This is a genomic window from Maribacter sp. MMG018, from assembly GCF_018100785.1.
Taxonomy (GTDB): Bacteria; Bacteroidota; Bacteroidia; order Flavobacteriales; family Flavobacteriaceae; genus Maribacter.
The window spans coordinates 413,610-435,539 of sequence record NZ_JAGJEC010000002.1; the positions used below are offsets into that span (position 1 = coordinate 413,610).

General features: G+C 38.2%; 18 protein-coding genes. 8 read left to right on the forward strand and 10 right to left on the reverse strand.

Annotation, left to right across the window (positions count from 1 at the left end; translation table 11 throughout):
- Positions 1 to 3: 3 nt before the first annotated feature.
- The 6 genes from J8L85_RS10005 (at position 4) to J8L85_RS10030 (ending at position 3,651) form a co-directional block, all read left to right on the forward strand.
- Positions 4 to 1,326, forward strand: coding sequence for a 2TM domain-containing protein (locus tag J8L85_RS10005; protein WP_211016905.1), 1,323 nt, complete (start codon positions 4 to 6; stop codon positions 1,324 to 1,326).
- A gap of 217 nt (positions 1,327 to 1,543) precedes the next feature.
- Entirely contained in the window at positions 1,544 to 1,822 is a 279-nt protein-coding gene (locus tag J8L85_RS10010) for a 2TM domain-containing protein (RefSeq protein WP_211016906.1), read from the forward strand.
- A gap of 45 nt (positions 1,823 to 1,867) precedes the next feature.
- A complete protein-coding gene (locus J8L85_RS10015; RefSeq protein ID WP_211016907.1) occupies positions 1,868 to 2,170 on the forward strand; it encodes a 2TM domain-containing protein in 303 nt (100 codons plus the stop codon).
- Positions 2,170 to 2,493 (forward strand): 2TM domain-containing protein, encoded by a 324-nt coding sequence (locus tag J8L85_RS10020; protein WP_211016908.1) that lies wholly within the window; start codon positions 2,170 to 2,172, stop codon positions 2,491 to 2,493. The genes J8L85_RS10015 and J8L85_RS10020 overlap by 1 nt, the downstream gene beginning before the upstream one ends.
- Before the next feature lies 1 nt (position 2,494).
- Positions 2,495 to 2,860 carry a 2TM domain-containing protein gene (locus J8L85_RS10025; protein WP_211016909.1) on the forward strand — a complete coding sequence of 122 codons (366 nt, stop codon included), beginning with the start codon at positions 2,495 to 2,497 and terminating at the stop codon, positions 2,858 to 2,860.
- Positions 2,861 to 2,895: 35 nt separating this feature from the next.
- Positions 2,896 to 3,651 carry a LytTR family DNA-binding domain-containing protein gene (locus J8L85_RS10030; protein WP_211016910.1) on the forward strand — a complete coding sequence of 252 codons (756 nt, stop codon included), beginning with the start codon at positions 2,896 to 2,898 and terminating at the stop codon, positions 3,649 to 3,651.
- 34 nt (positions 3,652 to 3,685) lie between these two features.
- Here J8L85_RS10030 and J8L85_RS10035 read toward each other — a convergent pair whose 3' ends face one another.
- Together J8L85_RS10035 and J8L85_RS10040 are read right to left on the reverse strand one after the other, a co-directional pair.
- Entirely contained in the window at positions 3,686 to 4,879 is a 1,194-nt protein-coding gene (locus J8L85_RS10035) for an LETM1-related biofilm-associated protein (RefSeq protein WP_211016911.1), read from the reverse strand.
- A gap of 608 nt (positions 4,880 to 5,487) precedes the next feature.
- Complete coding sequence (locus J8L85_RS10040) at positions 5,488 to 6,276, reverse strand: DUF547 domain-containing protein (RefSeq protein ID WP_247656629.1); 789 nt, start codon at positions 6,274 to 6,276, stop codon at positions 5,488 to 5,490.
- Between the two features lie 163 nt (positions 6,277 to 6,439).
- Here J8L85_RS10040 and J8L85_RS10045 point away from each other — a divergent pair, with 163 nt between their 5' ends.
- Positions 6,440 to 7,141: a glycosyltransferase gene (locus tag J8L85_RS10045; protein WP_211016913.1), complete on the forward strand. Its 702-nt coding sequence runs from the start codon at positions 6,440 to 6,442 to the stop codon at positions 7,139 to 7,141.
- An 81-nt stretch (positions 7,142 to 7,222) separates the two neighbouring features.
- Here J8L85_RS10045 and J8L85_RS10050 read toward each other — a convergent pair whose 3' ends face one another.
- The 5 genes from J8L85_RS10050 to J8L85_RS10070 all read right to left on the reverse strand — a co-directional run bounded on the left by J8L85_RS10050 (position 7,223) and on the right by J8L85_RS10070 (position 13,025).
- Complete coding sequence (locus tag J8L85_RS10050; RefSeq protein WP_211016914.1) at positions 7,223 to 7,408, reverse strand: hypothetical protein; 186 nt, start codon at positions 7,406 to 7,408, stop codon at positions 7,223 to 7,225.
- Positions 7,409 to 7,587: 179 nt separating this feature from the next.
- Positions 7,588 to 8,226 (reverse strand): YceI family protein, encoded by a 639-nt coding sequence (locus J8L85_RS10055; RefSeq protein ID WP_211016916.1) that lies wholly within the window; start codon positions 8,224 to 8,226, stop codon positions 7,588 to 7,590.
- Positions 8,227 to 8,311: 85 nt separating this feature from the next.
- Positions 8,312 to 9,022 carry a DUF2490 domain-containing protein gene (locus J8L85_RS10060; RefSeq protein ID WP_211016918.1) on the reverse strand — a complete coding sequence of 237 codons (711 nt, stop codon included), beginning with the start codon at positions 9,020 to 9,022 and terminating at the stop codon, positions 8,312 to 8,314.
- A gap of 72 nt (positions 9,023 to 9,094) precedes the next feature.
- Positions 9,095 to 12,328 (reverse strand): hypothetical protein, encoded by a 3,234-nt coding sequence (locus tag J8L85_RS10065; RefSeq protein WP_247656630.1) that lies wholly within the window; start codon positions 12,326 to 12,328, stop codon positions 9,095 to 9,097.
- 106 nt (positions 12,329 to 12,434) lie between these two features.
- Positions 12,435 to 13,025 carry a methyltransferase domain-containing protein gene (locus J8L85_RS10070; RefSeq protein WP_211016920.1) on the reverse strand — a complete coding sequence of 197 codons (591 nt, stop codon included), beginning with the start codon at positions 13,023 to 13,025 and terminating at the stop codon, positions 12,435 to 12,437.
- Between the two features lie 142 nt (positions 13,026 to 13,167).
- On the opposite strand from J8L85_RS10070, the gene J8L85_RS10075 reads away from it, so the two are divergent.
- Positions 13,168 to 16,398 carry a S41 family peptidase gene (locus J8L85_RS10075; protein ID WP_211016921.1) on the forward strand — a complete coding sequence of 1,077 codons (3,231 nt, stop codon included), beginning with the start codon at positions 13,168 to 13,170 and terminating at the stop codon, positions 16,396 to 16,398.
- A 466-nt stretch (positions 16,399 to 16,864) separates the two neighbouring features.
- Here the strand turns inward: J8L85_RS10075 and J8L85_RS10080 are convergent, their stop codons facing one another.
- The 3 genes from J8L85_RS10080 to J8L85_RS10090 all read right to left on the reverse strand — a co-directional run bounded on the left by J8L85_RS10080 (position 16,865) and on the right by J8L85_RS10090 (position 21,723).
- Entirely contained in the window at positions 16,865 to 17,875 is a 1,011-nt protein-coding gene (locus J8L85_RS10080) for a permease (protein WP_211016922.1), read from the reverse strand.
- 96 nt (positions 17,876 to 17,971) lie between these two features.
- A complete protein-coding gene (locus J8L85_RS10085; RefSeq protein WP_211016923.1) occupies positions 17,972 to 18,334 on the reverse strand; it encodes a metalloregulator ArsR/SmtB family transcription factor in 363 nt (120 codons plus the stop codon).
- Between the two features lie 230 nt (positions 18,335 to 18,564).
- On the reverse strand, positions 18,565 to 21,723 hold the full coding sequence (locus J8L85_RS10090) for a glycosyl hydrolase (RefSeq protein ID WP_211016924.1): 3,159 nt from the start codon (positions 21,721 to 21,723) through the stop codon (positions 18,565 to 18,567).
- Positions 21,724 to 21,930 lie beyond the last annotated feature (207 nt).

Sequence of the window (21,930 nt, forward strand, 5' to 3'; positions counted from 1 at the left end):
TCAATGCAAAAGTTTCTCAAACTCTTAAGAATATCCATTTATATTACCGCAGGTATCACCTTGCTAAATCTTCTTGTTTTTTTGGACGAGCCTTTAACTTGGTCCGTTTTTTTAGAATATTCTGGAATCTGTTTTCTTTTTAGCTTTGTGCTCACCCTGGTAAACGCTTATTATTACGACGGTGTATCCATAAAATACGACTGGGCAACACAACCAAAGACCCGTTTGTGGGTAGGGGCCTTGGGATCCATTGTTCTCTCTATAATAGTCTTTGGGTTATTAAGAATGTTCTTGTCAATAGTGGTGTATGGCCAAACCTACAGGCATTTTATGGCGAACGAAGAATCTTTTGCCTACGTTTTTGCTATCATTGTTACAGTATTGATTTCTTTGTTCTTGCATGCTTTTCATTTTTATAAGGCATTGCAGGAAAACAAGGTAAAGGAGCAAAAAATAATTGCCGGTACCGCTTCTGCCAAGTTCGATGCCCTAAAAAATCAATTAGATCCACATTTTCTATTTAATAGCCTTAATGTGCTGACGAGCTTAATAGAGGAGGACCCCAACCAGGCTCAAAAATTCACCACTTCATTATCAAAGGTTTATAGGTATGTGTTAGAGCAAAAGAACAAAGATTTGGTTTCGGTAGATGAGGAGTTGCAATTTGCAAAAACCTATGTAAAGCTATTAAAAATGCGCTTTGAAGATAGTATTGTTTTGGACATACCTGAAAAGGCCAGCAATCCCGAAGCTAAAATTGTTCCGCTGTCCCTACAGCTTTTATTGGAGAATGCCGTAAAACATAATATCGTTAATTCCGTAAAGCCCTTACATATAAAAATCTATGAAGATAACGGGCAGTTACGGGTTACCAATAATCTACAAGAAAAACAAGTAGTAAAGAAAAGTAGTGGGGTAGGACTTCAGAATATTCAACAACGGTACGAGTTGCTAAGCAACCGTAAAATGGAAATTACAAAGACCGCTACCGATTTTACGGTAAATCTGCCTATACTCACACAGCAGGTGTCGGTAGTGGAGACCCAAGACGATTATATAGATGACAAACGCTACCAGAAGGCAAAAGAAAAAGTAGAGGCCATAAAAGGTTTTTATGGAAACCTGATCGCGTATTGTATCGTAATACCGTGCCTTGCATTCTTAAACTATAAGACCACAAGTTTTCCATGGATTATCTTTCCTGTCGTAGGATGGGGGTTTGGCCTTCTTACCCATGGTTTAGAGGCTTTTGGCTATCATCCCATTTGGGGAAAAAGATGGGAAGAGAGAAAGCTTCGCGAGTTAATGGAAAAAGAGGATTTTTAATCCATTTCTTGGAGAGTCACCCTGTTCTTGACCTATCGGAGGTCAGGTTTCAATGATGTGTTTTAATTGCCTTTAGACCACTGTACGGTACCCTTTTACATTCTATCCTTAAAATTTTACAGTTGGGTAATTCATTTTTTAAAAAGCACTGTTCTTTTGTGACCTTTATACTATAATTAAAATAACCATGGGGTTTAACCCAACTAAAAATCATATTATGAATACTACGGAAGAAATTAAATACATCAGGGCAAAAGAAAAAGTGGAGGCCATTAAATCATTTTACAGCAACTTAATGGCATATTGTATCGTAATACCTTTTTTGGCATGGGTAAATTACAATACCACAAGTTTTCCATGGGTCGTTTTTCCGGCCGTAGGATGGGGAATAGGTTTGGTAGGACACTGGTTTCAAGCATACGGTTACAACCCGATATTGGGAAAAGGATGGGAAGAACGTAAACTAAGGGAGTTTATGAAAGAAGAGGAGTTATAAGGATTAATTATATTTAAAACATCATTACACCAACAACCAACTATCATGACACAAAGAGATCAAGAAGCAAAGTATTTCAGGGCAAAGGAACGTGTTGAGAACATCAAGAAATTTTATACGGGCCTACTGTCTTATGTGATTTTTATAGCTTTTTTGGCCGGACTTAACTATTGGACGGACAAATGGAACTATCCATGGTTTTTGTGGGCTGCCTTTGGGTGGGGCATAGGCTTGGTTTTTCAAGGGGTGAAAGCATTTGGTTTTAATCCTATATTCGGTAAAGACTGGGAGAACAGAAAAATCAAAGAATTAATGAGAGAAGAGGAGGAACAAAAAAAGTGGAAATAATGGAAAGGAAGGACGTAAAATTGGAAAGAGCGAAAAAAAGACTCAAAGAACTGAAAGGTTTTTATTGGCATTTAACCGTTTACATTTTAGTAAATACCTTTATTACGATAAGTACTATAGTAGGCAGGATGAACAATGGGGCCGAGATCACGGATGTGCTAGATTTTGGAAGTTTTGCCATATGGTTCTTCTGGGGAATAGGGTTGTTTTTCCATGGCATGAAGGTGTTCTCTTATAATCCTATTTTTTCAAAAGAATGGGAAGAGCGCCAAATACAGAAATATATAGAAAAGGATAGGCAAGAAGCCGAAAAATACAGATAACATGGAGAACGTTCATCAATCAGAAAAATTTGTAAGAGCTCAACGACAGGTAGCACAAATAAAAAAGTTCTATAAACATGTTAGAATTTTTATAGTTGTAAATATTATTCTACTATTGATAAAATTTAAGGTCCAGGATTATTTTGACTCGCAAGGGTTTAATGATGAGAACTTTGTTGATTGGTTTGAATGGAATATTATAGGAACTCCCATTTTATGGGGTATAATACTTTTGGTTCACGGTATTTATGTCTTTAAGTTCAAAGCCATACCTTGGACCGAAATGAAACCGGGTTTCGTTAAAAATTGGGAAAAAAAACAAATTGAAAAGTTCTTAAAAGAAGAGGACGATAAATCAAAACCATGAACTAGTATTTGACAGGTTTAAAATAGTAAAGAATAATGAACGTAATAATTATTGAGGACGAAAAACCTGCGGCTAGACGCTTGGGGCGGTTATTGGCAGAATTGGATGTTGAGGTTTCCACTATGCTGCATTCTGTAGAAGAGGCCATACAATGGTTTCAAGACAATAAGCATCCCGACCTTATTTTTTTGGATATCCAACTGTCTGATGGCCTGTCTTTTGAAATATTCGATGTAATAGAAATTAAGAGCGCTATCATATTTACCACGGCTTATGATGAATATGCCCTGCAGGCCTTTAAGCTGAACAGTATAGATTATTTGCTTAAACCTATAGATGACGAAGAGTTAGAAAGTGCGGTTAATAAATACAGGGAACTAAAACCTTCTTCAAACAAACTCACCCTAGATTTTGAGGACATAAAACAGTTGTTGGTAAACCCTATAGAAAGGGAATATAAAAAAAGGTTTACGGCAAAGGTGGGGCAGCATTTAAAAATTATCAATGCAGATGAAGTGGCCTGTTTTTATAGTGAAAACAAAGGTACGTATGCCGCAACCAGCGATGGTAGAAATTACTTGTTGGATACGACCCTAGAAAACCTGGAAAGCGAATTGGAGCCCAAAACATTTTTTAGGGTAAGCCGTAAGTTTTACGTAAACATAGACTTTATAAAAGATATTGTATCCTATACCAACTCTAGATTACAGATTAAGTTGAACGGTTGTCCAGAGTTGGAAATAATTGTAAGTAGAGAACGGGTAAAAGATTTTAAACTCTGGTTGGAGTAATCGGAATTTAGTTGTGTTTACTTTGTCTGTGCGACTATTTTTCTTTTTCTACCCTATTTTCATCAAACGAAGAAGGCAACAATTTAGGAATTAACTTAATAAAAATAGGGAGTAATATTGCTCCGCCCGGCAATAAGAATATAGCCAAAGAAGGTATACTTTTAAAAATATCCAAAAGTTGTGATTGTACTTTTTTCTTTTCCTCTTTACTGAGGTCCCTAACGGTCGATTTGGATAATAGGGCCACCAGTTCTGCACTTTCCGATAGTTCTTTTTGAAGCCGTTTGCTGTTTCTTAAGATCAGTCGGTTTACCAATTTAGACATATTGTCATAAAACTGAAAAGCCATGTTGTGCTCTTGTAGAAAAGGAATGGTCTCTTTGTGTGAGTTTATGAACTTGGTAACATCGGTAAGTGAATTATCTATAATGTTATCGTCGAAATGTAAATCTTTGCCAAGGCCATAAATAAATTCAGACTCAGTGTATTCTAAAGAATGGTCTTCCCAGACCGTTAAACAGGCAAAATCCAATAGGTATCTATTCTCCCAGATATCTTTGTTGGATATTAGTTGCATCCTGTATGAATCATCATATTTTTGGCCATCACTGTTTATATAGGTCAATGAAGAATCTAGTAACTGCGCCAATTTTTTGTCCGTTTTGCTCCTTTTTTTTGATCTTAAGGCGTTGTAACTAATATTAAGGGCCAAATACTCTAGTTTTTGGGCCTGTCTTAAAATATCTTTTGAGTCCGTTAGGTACTTTCGAAACAATAGAACATCTATAAAAAGAAGTGAATTGGTAATAAGGCCATTAAAGGTCTTACTTATAATATTGTCTTCTATATACACCCTTGACTCCAGTATTTTTTCCAGTTTAGAAGAAGTCTTGTTTCCAGAGAACAGTTTTCCTAAGAACGAAACCTGATTTACTTCCAGAGCTTCGTAAAACTCGAACATGGTTTTTAGGTATAGATCAAAATCTGAGTGTGAAGTTTCTATCTTAAAGGTGAAATAAAGTGCCGTTAACAGGTTTATTTTGGCCATTTCATCTTCAGAAGGGGTGTGCTCAGGAATAATAAAAGGAGGGAAACCGGTGCTTATGCCGTATACGAAGCCTATTTTTTTTAAGGCATCATATAGCTCACCAAAGCTAACATAGGTGTTTTCGTGCTTCTTGATCAGTGAGCCAAATTTATCGATCCAACCGTTGGCGGATGGGTTCATATACCATTATTTTGGGAACCACAAAGTTAGTTAATTGAATCTTTTGTTGTTATAGAAATTATGTTACGAATCATGAAGGTCTCGTAATTACCGCCAAACATAAAGACTAAGAGGTATTTGTTCTTTTGTGGCCAATATACGGGGCGCTCATTTTAAGAAGCCTACCTGTCATTTTTAAGGTTGATATACCTAATTTTTAACATTTAGAGGTGAATATGAGTGTATTTCATCGAAAATTATACAATTATTAAGAATTTATTAGATGAAATGTATATGTTTATCGTTGAAATGCATTGTATAACATTGAAAAGACACCAAACGCTTATCAATGGATAAAGTACTATAACTAAACCAACCTTGTAAATTACTTTTATTATGACATACCTTCTTTTCTCTTTATGGATTACGGTCATGGCTTTTATGGTAGGTAAAAGTATAATGGCGCATCGTTCGCTTCAAAGAACACTTAACAGAAAGTAATATCCATTACATTTTATAGATATTTTTTGTAATACGGCCAATTTATTGTTGGTAGGATAAAATGGCAATATCCATTTTGTACGGAATAAATAACCGTTTTAAGATGGGGTGTTGGGTATGCTCCAAATTTATAGGTCTATGAAATTATCCAGGTCTAAAGTCCAATCGTAGTTTTTATATACTAGGTCTATATTTTTTGTAGTGGGAATCAAATCATTTTGTTTCAATATTTTTTTGATTCCGCTTTCTCCTCCAAAATCACCTCTAAACCAACTAAAGAGAGAAGTAACAGAAGCTTCTTTCTTAAGGTCGTTATAGTCTGTTGTACTGCTCAAATATGCCTTAGTGCCTTTGTCAAATTGTTCGTTTACCCTTTCCCATTCGTATATAGCTACTGGCGGACAGTCTTTTGCCCCACAATTTAAGGCAAAATGTATCCGATAGTCTCGCTTGTTTACCCGCAATCTTCTTTCCAACTTACCGGGAAACCATTTTCTAATGTACCCAAGACCGTATTCCCATTGCGATTTTCTAAGAATTCCATGTTCTATTTCCGCAAATGAAACTTTTTCGCCGGCAATAGTGATCTGTTCTTTTTTAAAGAAACTACCTCGGTCTTTATATAGATCCGGATTTTTTTTGAGAATCAACTGAATGTATGCATTATATATGTTGGTCCAAAAGGCCAACTTTTTAGCATCTGTGTCTAGCGAACTCTCTAAATTTTTTAAACTGGTCTTGGCCAATATATCTTCTATATTTTCGGTGTTTTTGTTCTGTTTTATTTGTTCTAGCAAATCTTCTGAAAGCTCATTGTAGTCTATGTCTTTTACGATAGCTTCATCTTGATCTTGGGTGCTTTTGCAAGACATCATCGTAATTATAAAAATGGAAAATATAAGTCTTATACGCGTCATGTTCGTTGTTTTGTCAATGATATTTATGCTATAATGATAGCTAACATGCGGTAAATAGGTCGTAATTATTAATGAAACTTTCAAAGGTTATTATACTATTTATGTAGATTTAATAATTATGTAGCATAACAAGGTTATCTATTCGTAAGTACTATTTGCCCATATGATAAGCATTATTATTCCCGCACATCAAGAAAAAGAGAACCTAACGGATTTAATATGTAAAATGTCGGGGTTGAAAAGTAATCATGGTTTTGAGATACTTGTGGCCTTGTCTCCTGATAGTAAAAATAATTTTGATACTGATTTAGGGGATAAGGCTCAATTTATAATATGTTCCCAAAAGGGTAGGGCGGTACAAATGAACGAAGCTTCTAGGTTGGCACGGGGAGAAATAGTTGCGTTTATACATGCCGATGTTAGGCCTCCGACATCTTTTTTTATTGATATAGAAAATGCTATTGCCAATGGTAATGATGCGGGTTTCTTTTCCTATAAATTTGACAAGAATAATCTGTTGTTGAACATCAATGCCTTCTTCACAAGAAAAGATGGTTTTTTTACAGGAGGGGGAGACCAGTGCCTGTTTATAAAAAAAACAGTCTTTAATGCTTTGGGAAGATTTAATGAAGCTCAGGTTATTATGGAAGATTTTGAGTTTTTTAAAAGAATGAAACAACAAACTGTACCCTATACCATAGTTAAGAACAACCTTGTTGTATCGGCACGTAAATATGAGAGCAACTCTTATTTAAAAGTGAATTTATCCAATTTGCTTTTAATGGTACTTTTTAAGATGGGTGTTTCGGGCAGTAAACTGAAACGTCTTCACGATGCATTATTAAAAACCCCTTACAGTACTTAAAGCATATAGGTACAGCACTTTTGAAGATATTACTTTAATGCGTGTTATGCCTTCGCCTATGTATCAAGACTTTGAGAACCGTTATTCCTTACTTTTCATGGTTCGTATGAGTCCAACTCCCGAGAAGAAAAATATGGCACCGAGTACGGCGTAAACAATAAGTTGTTTAGTGTTTCCTGTGCCGTTACCAAATAAAATGGCAGCATAGATAAGTCCTCCTATTCCAAGAAGGGTAAGTATAGTTCCGAAAAGTTTCTTTAAATCCATGGACGAAAAATAAGAAAATTTTGGTTATCTCTTCTATCAAAGATTTTCTTTTAATTAAGAAATGTAAGAGGTTATGGCTTATATAAAGCCGTTACACTTTGGTAAACAAGGTTATTTGGTATGTTGCAAAAAAAAGAGCCGCCCATTGGGCGGCCCTTTTTTAGTATACTATAAAAATTTTATTTCTTCTGAAGCATTACTTCTGCGTTTAAAGCTACTTCGCTCCAAGTTTTGCTGACACCGTCTTTTCCGGTATGCAAAATTTCACATGCTTTGTTGATAGAGTTTACGGCATCCATCGCATTCCAATCTTCTAGATTCATAACCCCTGTAAGGGTAATTTTAGAATCATCTGCGGTTGCGTGTTCTAAAGGTAAATTATGGGTTTCGCCATTAAGGGTAAGGTCAACGGAACATTTGTTGTCCTCAACTTTAAAGCTACCCGAAATTAATTCGGGATTCTTCATGACACCAAAGAAAAACTCTAAAAGTTTAGGGTCTCTTACCCCAGTAGGGTCGTTGGTAAACAAACTACTTACCGGTATGCTAAACTCAAGACCGTTCAAGGCCTCCAATGGCGTGCTTCCACCTTGGCTCTTGGTAATATTTATCTCTTTGAATTCTCCACTTACGGGTACTTTTTCAGTTGTTTTATAAGCTGTAAAACTAACCTTCGAAGAATCTTCGATTATACTGAACATTTCAGTAGATTCGGATACCTCTTGGGCATCTTTTACTTCTTGATTTTTTTTGGCGTCTTTGCAGCTAAAAGATAATAGTACCAATGAGCAAAAGAACGCATAAGTTATTTTTTTCATAATTGTGTATTTTATTAAAAGTATAAAGTTACTGATTATATGATTTGACAATAGAATTACTAGGTCAAAAATTAAAATCTTTTAGTTACTCCTTCTTTTTAAAGACACCTCTTAAGTCTGTATTGAACACAAGGCCCAATTGCAAACGATCGTAATTGGTACTGCTAAAATGATTTTTTAAGTACCCAAATTGCATGCTCAAGTCTTCGGTTACATTGATGCCCAAGGCTGCATAAAGTCTATTTTGCCCAAAAGCTTCATTTTGTAGGTTTATGAAGATTTCGTCATAAAAATTCAGAAAGAAAATATCCGTTAATGGTAATGTAACCTGCAACCTATACCTGGCACGGTGTTCCGTTCTGTCCAAATTCTGTTCCGGGTCGCTTAAAATATCGGTTTGGGAAATAAACCTTTGCTCTAAACGATAACGGTGTTCAAACAAAAACTCCCATACTTTGTTCTTTAAGATAAACTGTTCAAAAATTCTATGTTCGGTCAAATTGGCCGCGTCTAAACTACCTTCAAAAGTGGGGTCTGTATCTATGTAGCCATACCCGAGAGTGGCAATGGCGTCCGAATTAATGTGGTAGTTGATTCCGGTTCTTAATAATAATTGATTAAAATTAGAAGCAGTTTCGTAATATCTAAACTGAGCTTCGGTATGAACACTCCATCTGTCCGAAATTTTATTGGTACCAAAATACATGAACCAACTTCCCAATTCGTTTTCTCCGTTTTCTTGGGCCATGGTCAAGGTAGATGTAATGGTGAACAGTACAATAATTAATTTCTTCATAAATAATTTTTTCTTTCGGTTTCTTAAAAAGTATGAATATTAGACTTTATCTTATTTTAATGCTTATATCTATTACTTTAAATTAAAAACCTCTGTCTTTTTGAATGGGGAAAGTTGTAGGCTTTCCATTTTTGTTTTGTATGCGTTCCATTCTGTTGAGAAAAAGGTGTTGGTTTTTTTCAAAGCGGATTGTAGTTCATCTTCTGCAAAGGCCATTAACTGTTTTTCGGTATCAGTAATGCCAGTTTGTCTAGAGCCCACATACCTTTGGGCACTCTGTATACGGTTCATAACCGTAATTTCTGGGTTTCTGGTAATTCCCTGTCTCTTGTCTATTTTTCCTATATATAGGGCAATTACGGAGTCTATCTGCTTTACAATGGCTTTAGAGTCGTCTATTTGTTGTTTGTATTTTTCTTTATCAAGCTTTTTAAGGTCTTTTTGGTAACTTTCGGCTACTTCTTTGCTTTCTACCAATTGTTTAACCGCATCCGCCGCCGTTTGGGTATACTTCTCCAACTTTTTCTGATTTGCGTAGACCTCGTTGATAGCTGCGGTAGAAATGTTTAACCTTGGGTCTGGTTTTACGGTAATTTGAGTTTCTTCCGTTGTATCGCCGTAATGTACTTTTATTGTATAAGTACCAGGTTTTACATCTACACCACCACGTTCGTTTTTACTTTTTCGAATTCTTCTGGAAGGCCTGTCCGGTCCTTTTTCATCCATTCTCCAATATATTCTATGAAAACCGGCCTTTTCTGGAGTCTTGTATTTTAAGGTGCGGATCAAACGGTCTCCATCATAAATGTCAAACTGAATAGAGTCTTTCTTTTGAACACCGGTCAGTTTCTTTCTATTTTCAGTTTTATTTTCAGTTTTTGGTTTGCCGTTCTTTTTATTGCCAGATGGTTTTTCTTTGGTCAGGTCTTTTTTACCTTCTTTAATGTAATAGGTAATCATAGCGCCAGGTTTTCTGTTTTCTCCCTGATATAGGCCATCTGCACCAAATCTACTTCCGGTAGGTTGTTGGTATGCCGCTTGGTATGCGGTAGGTGGGGTAAACAATGCAATATCTTTGTTCAAGATACTTTTGTCCTTTGCCAGCGCACGTAAGGGCCTAATGTCGTCTAAGACCCAAGCGGCTCTTCCAAAAGTACCGATCACTAAATCGTGTTCTCTAGGATGAATCACCAAGTCTTTTGTAGAAACGGTAGGAAAACCTTCTGTCCATTTTTGCCATTTTGTTCCCGCATTAAAGGAAACATACAATCCATCGTCAGTACCCAAAAACATTAAATTAGGGTTTTCGGGATCTTCGATAATTGATAAAGTATAGCTTTCAACATCATCACCATCTACTATTCTTGTCCATGTTTTTCCATAATCTTTGGTTCTGTATGCATAAGGGGTGTAATTGAACCTTCGATAGTCATTGGCAATTAAAAGCGCTTCTCCTTTATTTCTAGTGGAAGCCTTTATTTGTGGAATCCAGCTTCCCTTTGGTAATCCTTTAATGTTATCGGTTACTTCTGTCCAGGTCTGGCCCCCGTTTTGAGTGTAATGAACCTTACCATCGTCTGAACCTGTCCAAAGCATACCTTTCTCAACGGGAGAAGGCTCTATGACCAAAATTGTCGTATGGTTTTCAGCACCCGTGGCGTCCATAGAAAGACCACCGCTCTCGCTTTGTTTTTGTTTTTCGGGATCATTGGTGGTCAAGTCGGGCGAAATCACTTTCCAGGTTAAACCTTTATCTGTGCTTTTATGAACGAACTGACTCCCAAAATATACAGTGCTGGCATCAAATGGATCTTGGCTTATGGCCGAATTCCAATTAAAGCGAAGTTTCGTATCTGCATCTGGTGGAGTAGGGCGTACTATATAGTTGTTTCCCGTTAAATAATCGAACCTTTGTACATAACCTTGTTGGCTCATGGTATACCCATATCTAGAGTCTTCAGGGTCTGGCACAACATCGAAACCGTCACCAAAACTTATCTCTTGCCAATAACTATTGCGTATGCCTTGTGCTTTCCATACATAGGCAGGACCCCTCCATGAGCCATTATCTTGCATGCCCCCATATACATTATAAGGGAACTCGTTATCTGTGGCAATATGATAAAATTGGGCTACAGGCAAATTTCCTATAAATCGCCATGTTTTACCACCATCTTTCGAAATATTAAGACCGCCATCGTTACCATCTAACATAAACTGGCCGTTATTAGGGTGGATCCAAAAGGCGTGGTGATCGGGGTGGATTCCATTATCGGCACCATAGGCAGGCATTAATTGGCTAAAGTTCTTACCACCGTCTTGCGAAACGTTTACATAGGTAAATACAGAGAAAACCCTATTCTCATTTTCGGGATCAACATAGATTTCCGAATAGTAAAAAGGACGGTTGCCTATATCGCTTTTGTCATTTATTTTTTTCCATTTAAACCCACCGTCCTCAGATTTGTAGAGGGCATTCTTTTTAGCCTCTACCAAAGCATAGACAATATTGGGTTTTCCGGGGGCGATCGCTACACCGATCCTACCGAGGTCTCCTTTTGGAAGACCGTCTTCTTCTGTCAGTTTTTTCCAGTTTTTGCCACCATCGTGGGTCATATACAGGCCACTTCCCGGTCCACCAGAGTTAAAAAACCAAGGCTCTCTTTTGTGCTCCCACATGGCGGCGATCAATTTGTTGGGGTTGGTAGGGTCCATGATCAGGTCCGCGGCACCGGTCTTATTGTTTACAAAAAGAACCTTCTCCCAAGTTTCGCCGCCATCCGTTGTTTTATAGACGCCTCTCTCTGGGTGTTCTCCCCATGGGGAACCTATGGCACCCACATAAACCGTATTAGGATTCATGGGGTCTATCTTAATTCTATGAATGTGCCTGGTTTTTTCCAGTCCCATAGATTTCCATGTTTTACCACCATCTAGTGATTTGAAAATACCATAACCTCCATTTACACTATTTCTTGGGTTTCCTTCTCCCGTACCTACCCAAATTACAGAAGGGTTGTTTTGTTGAATGGCGACGGCACCGATAGAGGCGGTAACCTCATGGTCAAAAATGGGTGTCCATTTTGTGCCTCCAGAGGTTGATTTCCATAGGCCACCGGAAGCGGTGCCCACATACATTATATCTGGGTTTTCGGTGACAACATCAATGGCGGTTACACGGCCACTCATACCTCCAGGCCCTATGTTTCGGGGTTTTAGGTCTTGTGCCAGATCCATATTAAAGTCTTGTGCGCTAATAAAAAAAGATGCCAAAAGCATCAGAAGGGAAAGTAATTTTCGAGTCATTTTTAAGTTTGTTAGTTAGTTGCCTAAATATAATTGAAAAGAAAGATTGGGGGTCTTAAAACCATGTTAAGAGATGGTTTAATTCATTATGGTAGCATGGCTGATTTTATTTTTCAAATATCCCGAAAAGCTCGTTTCCTTGTCGTGGGGCAATCGAATTATAGCAACGATCAAAAGTAATTATTTTAAAAAACGGGGATAGGTAGCTTATATACAGATCTTTATTTCCACCAAAAGGTCTTTTTATCATGTCTCCGGTTAATGGAATGTCGAACCAAAGACCTACCAATTTTCCGTTTGGCTTTAAAAGTTCTGACATGTGTTTGGCATATGCGGCCCTATTCTCGTACGTGGGAACCATTGAACAGAAAAAGGTCTGTTCTATTATAAGATCGTACTGCCCCTCAAATTCAAAAAAATCGGAACAGTGTATTTGTTTTTTGGGAAAGTCGGGGTTTCGTTTTTTAAAATATTTTAATGGAATTTCTGAAATATCTAAAATATGAACATTTTTAAAGCCCTGTTTCCAAAGATATTCCACCTCATATCCATTTCCGGCCCCAGGAACCAATATTTTTAGGGATGTATCTGTTAGTTGGTCTATATACGTCTTGATAGGCGTGGCCACATACCCAATATCCCAACCTGTTTTGTCTTCCTTATAACGTTGGGTCCAGTAGTCTTCCTCTTTTTTCAATTGCTATGTCTTTTTTAATGTACTCAGTAAAATTACTTATTTGTAGTTTAATAAAAATGACATCTAAGGTTAAACAAAATTGTGAGCGTTGTATCAATTTCCTATCTTTCAAAATCTTCAATTATCAACAAAAAACAACTAAATGAAAGCTTATTTCTTGACCGCATTTACCATTTGTTTTTCCATTATGTCCATGGCGCAAACAAGCCCGAAATGGGCACGGTACCCGGCAATATCACCAAATGGTGAAGTCATTGCCTTCACCTATAAGGGCAACCTATTTTCTGTTCCTACAAATGGGGGTGTGGCAAAGCAGTTAACGTTTCACTCGGCGCATGATTATGCACCCGTATGGAGCAAGAATGGCCGGCAATTGGCATTTGCCTCTAATAGGTATGGTAATTTTGATGTATATGTGATGGACGCCGAAGGTGGTGAAGCTAAAAGATTGACCTTTCACAGTAACGATGAAACACCTTATAGTTTTTCGGCAGACGGCAGTAACGTACTTTTTGGGGCGGCACGGTTAGATGCTGCGACCCATCGGCAATACCCTACAGGTTCACAGCCAGAACTATATAGTGTTCCGGTAACAGGGGGTAGGGTAGATCAGGTGCTTACGGTACCAGCAGAAAATGTTCAGGTAAACGGCGATGGTACTAAATTGGTGTATCAAGATAAAAAAGGATATGAAGACACCTTTAGAAAACATCATACTTCTGCCATTACCAGAGATATATGGATTTACGATTTTGCAACGGGAAAACATGAAAAAGTGACCAATTTTAAAGGAGAGGACCGTAATCCGGTATTTTCCAAAGATGGTAACACCCTTTATTATTTAAGTGAAAGGGAAGGTACTTTCAATGTGTTTTCAAGAGCTTTGAACGGTGGGTCACAAATTCAGACTCTTACCAATTTTAAAACGCATCCCGTTCGTTCATTAAGTATTGGTAATGGTACGTTGGCTTTTGGTTATGATGGTGAGATTTATACTCTGGAACCTGGTGAATCTGCCCAAAAAGTAAATATTATTATTAGAACACAAGAAGATACGAACCCCATAGAGTATGTGACCGTAAATGGGGGTGTACGGGAAATGGACGTGGCACCAAACGGCAAAGAAATTGCTTTTATAAGCAGGGGAGAGGTTTTTGTTACCTCTGTAGATGGATCATTGACCAAGCGTATCACCAATACCCCAGAACAAGAACGTTTTGTTAAATTCATGCCCGATGGCAAATCGGTTGCCTATGCCAGTGAGCGTGACGGAAAATGGACTATTTTCAAATCATCGAAAGTACGTTCTGAAGAGCCTTATTTTTTTGCAGCCACTTTGTTTAAGGAAGACACGTTGATTACGGCAAAAACCGATGTGTACCTACCGGAATTTTCTCCCGATAGCACCTATATTGCCTATATTGAGGATAGAAGAAACTTGAAAGTAAAGAACCTTAAGACCAATGAGGTATATACTTTGTTGACGCAGAAAGAGCTTTTTCATATGCGAGATGGCGATAAGTATTTTAAATGGAGTCCCGATAGTAATTGGCTATTGGTAGATTGGAGCGTTTCGTTAAGTAATTCTGAAGTATTGTTGATTTCGAAAGACGGGACAAAACGAAAAAACCTGACCGAAAGCGGTTATTATGATAGTTCTCCGAAATGGGTAAATGAAGGTAATCAAATTCTTTACTTTACCAACCGAGATGGATTAAGGAGCTATGCTACAAGTGGAAGATCTGAGATGGACGTGTATACCATGTTCTTAAATAAGGAAGGATGGGACAAGTTTAATAAATCGAAAGAGGAATACGATCTGTTAAAGATGATAGAAGAGGCTTCCAAAGACAAAAAGAAGGATGCCGAATCTGAGGGCAAGAAAAAGAAGAAATCTAAAAAGGAGGCAAAACCTGTTAAAGAACTAAAATTTGATTTGGAAGATGTAGACCGCAGAAAAGCACGGTTAACCATACATTCTTCGTTACTTTCCGATGCCGTTCTTTCCAAAGACTGTGAAAAACTATACTACCTTACCCGTTTTGAAAAAGATTTAAATCTATGGGAAACCGAAATACGTACCAAGAATACAAAAATGCTTATTTCTTTAGGGGCAAGATCCGGAAGTTTACAATGGGATGCCAAAAAAGAAAACCTGTTCTTGTTGTCCGACGGTAAAATAGCCAAGGTAGATCTGAAGGCCAAGAAAACTAAGCCGGTAAAGATAAGTTCAGAAATGGTATTGGATGCGGAAGCGGAGCGCCAATATATGTTCGATCATATATGGTTGCGGACCAATGCAATCTTTTACACCTCTACTTTTCATGGAATAGATTGGAAAGCAATGCGTGCGGAGTATGAAAAGTACTTGCCTCATATTGGAAACGATTATGAGTTTGCAGAAATGATATCTGAAATGTTGGGAGAATTGAATGTGAGCCATGCCGGAGCCCGTTTTTCAAAGAATGTTAAAAATGGGGATAAAACTGCTTCATTAGGAGTGTTTTATGACTATGGGTACCAAGGTGACGGATTAAAGATTACAGAGATCATAAAAGGCGGACCTTTGGACAAATCCGGTTTTGATATTGAACCCGGTATGATCATTGAAAAAATAAATGGTACGGTTATAGGAAACTCAATAGATGCGGCCCACTACCTAAACCGTATCGAAGGTGATTTTACCCTATTGGACATATTGGATAAAAATGGAAAAAGAAAGCAAATAACCGTAAAGCCTATTTCACTGAGGGAAGAAGGTAGGTTGTTGTACGATAGATGGGTAAAAAACAACGAAAAAGAGGTTTTGGCCAAGAGCAACGGTACGTTGGGTTATGTGCATATACCTGGAATGAGTGATGGTCCTTACCGTACTATTTATGAAGAAATGCTAGGTAAGTTCCATGATAAAAAAGGAGTTATTGTAGATACCCGTTTTAATGGCGGGGGAGATTTGGTGGCCGACTTGGCCATGTTCTTTACCGGTGTACCATTTTTGTCGTATGAGACCGAGTCTAGAGTTGTGGGCGGAGAGCCGACCTCTCGTTGGACAAAACCAACTTTGGCCATGTTCAACGAATCAATGTACAGCGATGGTTCGTGTTTTGCCAGTGGATATGTAGATCTGAAAATTGGAAAGACCGTGGGTATGCCCGTACCCGGTACTTGTAGTTTTGCAGGTTGGGAAGGATTACCGAACGGAGGTCGTTGGGGCGTGGTACCCGTTAGTGCCAAGAACAAGGCAGGGGAGTGGATGGAAAACAATGAGACCAATCCGGATATTATAGTGAAAAATCAACCAGAGATCATAGCCAAAGGTGTAGATCAGCAATTGGAAAAGTCTATTGAAGTATTGATGAAAGAGGTAGAGTAGGTATTCATAAAAAATAGGTAATATAAAATAAATGGTTTATTGCCATTGTCGGCATTAAGCTGATTTTACGCTATTGGTCTGAAAACAAAACCATTGTGGTGAGGTACAATGAATTGTTTCATTATTGAGTGGCTTTTCGTTTATGATTTAGTAATATAAGATAGTTTACTAGCATTACGAAAAGCCCTAATAATATAAATAGGGCCGAATGTATGGCGTTCAATATGATAAAATTGGTGCTCATTCCTGTCAACAGGGAATACCAGAAAAAGGGACAGAATATACCCACTAAAGATATATTCCGTCCTGTTTTCATTCCTTTTTTTAATCTTGCTGTTTTATTGTCATTCTCTTGAACTGTTTGTTTTTTACCCTTAACAACAGCAATGCATTTTTTTCCGGCCAAAGTATACGGACATGCTTTGATCATTGATTTAATAAAGCTGACGATAGTATTCATGTTATTTTAGAATAGAAAATAAAATAAAAATCCACCTACAATTGCCATTGCCATTACAGCAACAATAAAAGCTATGATTGCTTTAGGTTTTAGCATAGATGAGATAATCGCTATTTCGGGTAAACTTGCACCGGTGCCACCTATGATCAGGGCCATAGCCGCTCCCATACTCATTCCCTTTCCGATAAGGGCACTCAAGATAGGAATAGCCATTTCTATTCGTAGATATAAGGGTACACCAATGACCGCTGCAATAGGAATGGCAAAAGGACTATTGTTTCCCAAATATTCCTGAACCCATTCATCGGGTACAAATACGGCGGAAATAGCACTAATCAGAGCTCCTAATATTACGTATGGAAAAATACGTTTAAACAAGGCTAGGGCAAATGAAAATGCCTCTTTTAATTTTGTGTTGGAGTGATTTGTTTGGCTACATGCAGAAGTCGATGACGATATTTTTGGGTCATTTTTACTATTTGCATTTTGGTCAGTTATGTCAGAACAAGATGGGGCCGTGGCTCCACAGGTGGTTTTGGGTTCGGAAGAGCATGTAGAAGGCGTTGTTTTTTTGCTTAGGCCTATTCTTTTTACTTCATTTTTTAAAGATGTTTTACCCACAACGGTACCTATTAGTACGGCACCTAAAAAGACAACAAGAAAATAGATTAAAGCCACTTGCCACCCAAAAACGCCAAAAATGAAACCTACGACCACAAAATTGGCCAGTGGAGCGGAAAGTAAAAATGAAAAAACCATTGAAAAAGGCGCTCCCATTTCTATCATGCCCATAGACACAGGTACCATTGAAGCACTACAAAAAGGGGTAGGTACACCTAGTAGAGCCCCTGTAAGACCACTGTACTTACCCGTTTTGGCCAGTTTTTTTTGCAGTTTTTCTTGAGGAATAAAAGCCCTTACCATTCCTGTAAGAATGGATACTAGAGCGATAATCAAAACCAATACTCCTCCCACATGTATAAATTCGTTTAAGGCTAAAGTCAATTTTTCGTTCATAATATGTAATTCATTAAAGTTTAAAATTTTTACATGTATATATGCACATATCAACATATGTTTTGATAAAAAAAAGTGTTTTTAACTTATAGGGTGTTAAGAACCTTCTTCTTTAGTATCTATATCGTTTTCACGCATTGTTAACCTCCTTTTACATTTCATCATTTCAGTGGTCATTTCTGTGTCGGGTATAGAGCAGATAGCTTTTTGGATCAAGTCCCCAAACTCTTCTTTCATGGGGGATAGGTAGTAAAACACCCATTTCCCTTCTTTTACTTCATCGATTAATTGGGCATCTTTTAATATCCTTAAATGACGTGACACGTTGTATTGGTATTCTTCCAACACATCAACAATTTCAGAAACGCAGATCTTTTCATCAATATTTATAAGTAACCACATTATCTTTAATCTGGTCATATCCGATAAGGCCTTAAAAATTTTGATGTAATTATCCATTTCTTATTGGTTTTACATATATGTGATTTTGTGCATATGTTAAAGCAGGGCGAATTTAAAAATACTTTTTTAAACCGCAATATTTTTTTGTGTAATTGTTTTCATAATCAAAATCACTTATTATCAGTTTTATAATGGGTACCTAGTATTGAGCAAAAGATTACGAATGCCATCGTAAAATTATATAAAGCACGTAGGTTTAGCCGAAAAACCAAACCTACGTGCTTTATTTATAATTTAATCTTCTTATCCAACATTATCTGAAGTTCGCTCTTTTTTAATTGACCGTTAAACTTTTGGACTTCAACATCAATGAACTTTTTAAGTTTTTGGTCTACTGTCTTAAGCCTATCGTTAAAAATATCATATACTTCGCTCTGTTGGTCTGTTGGTCTAAAATCAACACCTTTGCCCGTAATGTCACTAGCAAGAGCACTCAATCGTCCATATAGTTTCATGGGCGACCTAAAAGCATCTTCACGGGCACCGGTCAGTTGAATATCATATAAAGACCCTGCGATAGACTCGGCAGTTACGCGAAGTTGCTCGGCTTTTTTAATGTCTCCCTTATTTTTTAACCGTGGTATAACGTCATTAAGTTCTGCCCTTATTTCTTCTACATTATTGATCATGGTAACGGCTAGGTTCATGGCATCCCTTAATTCTAAAGAAAAAGCTACTTGTTTTTTAATGTCTTCCAGACTGCCTTCCGACGTAGGTTCTTTTAAGACATTCATTTCTCTTATATATTCTTTTTCACCAACAATTAGTTTTACTTTATAGGTATCTGGAACCACTCGTGGGCCATATTGCCCCCTCATTAAATCTAGGTCCCAAGTCACTAAAGGTCTCCAGCCCTCCCCATTTAGTTGTACCCATGGTCTTCCCGGAGGTGTTGATTTTAACTTGGGTTTAAAAGAGGGTTCGTATCTTAAATCCCACATAACCCTGTTTACACCCGCGGTGTTCTTTCCTTGAAGTGTACGTATGATTTCATTGTTGGATGTCAAAATCTGAATTTCCACTTTTTCCTCTGTATCGTCCTTTAGAAAATAATTGATATCCGCTCCATAAGCGGGGTTTCTGCCTGAATTAAGGCTTCGACCATCGGTTTTTATCGCTTGTTGGTCATTGAAACGGTATGAAGGTCTTACACTGAACAAATGGGCTTCTTGGTCTTTGGCATCCATATCATATTCTCGAAGAGGGGAAATATTGTCAAGAATGTAGTATCCCCTGCCATACGTACCTACGACCAGGTCATCAAAACGTTCTTGGATCTCTAGCCAATATACCGGTGCGGGAGGAAGGTTGTTTCTCAGGCGCATCCAACTTTCCCCGTCGTTGGTACTGATATAGATGCCATTGTCTACCCCTAGATACAACATTCCCTCTCTTTTGGGATCTTCTTTTATAACATGGGCAAAACTGTGAACGGATTTGGGGACTGTACCGCTTATTAATTTCCAACTGGCACCATAATCGGATGTTTTATATATATATGGATCAAAGTCGCCCATTTGATGAAGGTCTACAGAAATATAGACCGTTCCTTTTTTATACCTCGAAGGCTCTATATTACTAATGGTGCCCCATTTTGGTAGGCCGGTAATATTTTTGGTAACATTTGTCCAAGTAGCGCCTCCGTCTTTGGTAAGGTTTACTTGGCCATCGTTACTTCCCGTCCATATAAGGCCTGGCTCTAATTTAGATTCTACAATGCTAAAGAGTGTGGCCCCGTCAAAAGTCATGAGGTTGTCAATAGCGATACCACCAGAACTTTTTTGGTGTGTTTTGTCGTTCAAGGTCAGATCAGGACTAATAACTTGCCAACTTTGGCCGTCATCATCACTTTTATGAACAAATTGACTTCCAACATATACGCGGTGCTTAGTGTGGGGCGAGAAGGCCAAAGGAAAATTCCAATGCCATCTATATTTTAATTTACCGGGTTCCCACCCGTAACCTGCTTCTGGCCATACACGAACTTCACGCGCATGACCTGTTTTTGCATTATATCGTTGAAGGCCACCATCATAACAACCAGACCATACAATGTCGTTATCAAAAGGGTCGGGTTGGGCAAATCCACTTTCGCATCCGCCAACTCCCTGCCATAGACCAAGAGGTATATAACCTTGGCGACTGTTACTGGGCCCCATGTATGAGTAGCCATCTTGGCGGTTGCCATATACATTATAGGGTATTTGGTCGTCTACCGCAGCATGGTACATTTGGGCGATAGGGAGTACTATCCGCTGAAAACTTTTACTATGGTTCAAGGTAATACTTGCGCAGCCATCATGTGCTACCATCATACGGTCTGCATTGGTGGGATCTAGCCAAATATCATGGTTGTCTCCACCTGCAGGAAGTCTACTGAATGTTTTTCCCCCATCTGTGGAGGTGCTGAACCTTACACTTGCAAAATATAGCTCATTGGGATCTGCTGGGGAAACGGCCATTCGTGTATAGTAAGGCGCTCTTTCCGCAATATCATGGTTGCGTGACTGAAGAGTCCAAGTATTTCCAAAATCATCCGATCGGTATAGGGCAGGACTGTCGATTTCGAAAAGGGCGTATACTATGTTGGGGTCTGAATGTGATATGGCTACCGCCGTTTTTCCTACGGGATTGTCTTTGCCGCCAGGAAGTCCATACTTGGAAAGGGCTTCCCAAGATTCGCCTCCATCGGTAGTTCTATAAACACCACCACCCGGTCCTCCGCTGTTAAGTCCCCAAGTATTTATGTGAATCGACCACATACCTACTAGAAGCCTGTCAGGATTTTGAGGGTCAATGGCCATTTCGGCAGCGCCCGTATTTTCGTCTATAAAAAGAATTTGTTTCCATGTTTTTCCGCCATTCGTAGTTTTATAGATTCCCCGTTCTTGCTGTGGCCCATAGGTGTGGCCCAAAGCAGCCGCGTAGACTATATCCGGATTGGTAGGGTGTACGATAACACGGCCTATTCTGCCCGTTTTTTCAAGACCCATATTTTTCCATGTTTTTCCGCCATCTTCAGATTTATAGATGCCGTCTCCCATGGCATGGGCAGGCCTGATTACAAATGTTTCGCCGGTACCTACCCAGATTATATTGGGGTCGGTAGGGGCAATGGCCAATGATCCTATAGAGGAAACATCTTGATCGTCAAAAATAGGATACCAAGAAATACCTCCGTCGGTGGTTTTCCATAATCCGCCGGAAGAGGCTCCGATATAATTGATCATAGGATCTCCGGGCACCCCTGCAATGGCTATGGCCCTATTGCCTTCCGGACCAATAAAACGAAATTTCAAATCGTCGAATACGGTAGGGTCGGTTTGTGAGAAAGAGACAAAAAACAGTAAAATAAAGCAAGTGGTAAGGGCAGATTTAATTTTCATTTTGTTAGGTTGTTGGTTGGTACTAAGGTTCAAGATATGAATACTGAAATATTTTTAAGACCTTTTTGTAATTTTTAATAATAATTGTGATAAAATGAGCTTTTAAAGCTTGTTATATAATAATTAGAGGTCTGGTTTGTGTATAATTTACTTGCATAAAAGGTGAAAATCATGAAGGTTATCTAAAATTTTAGCAAATAGATTTGT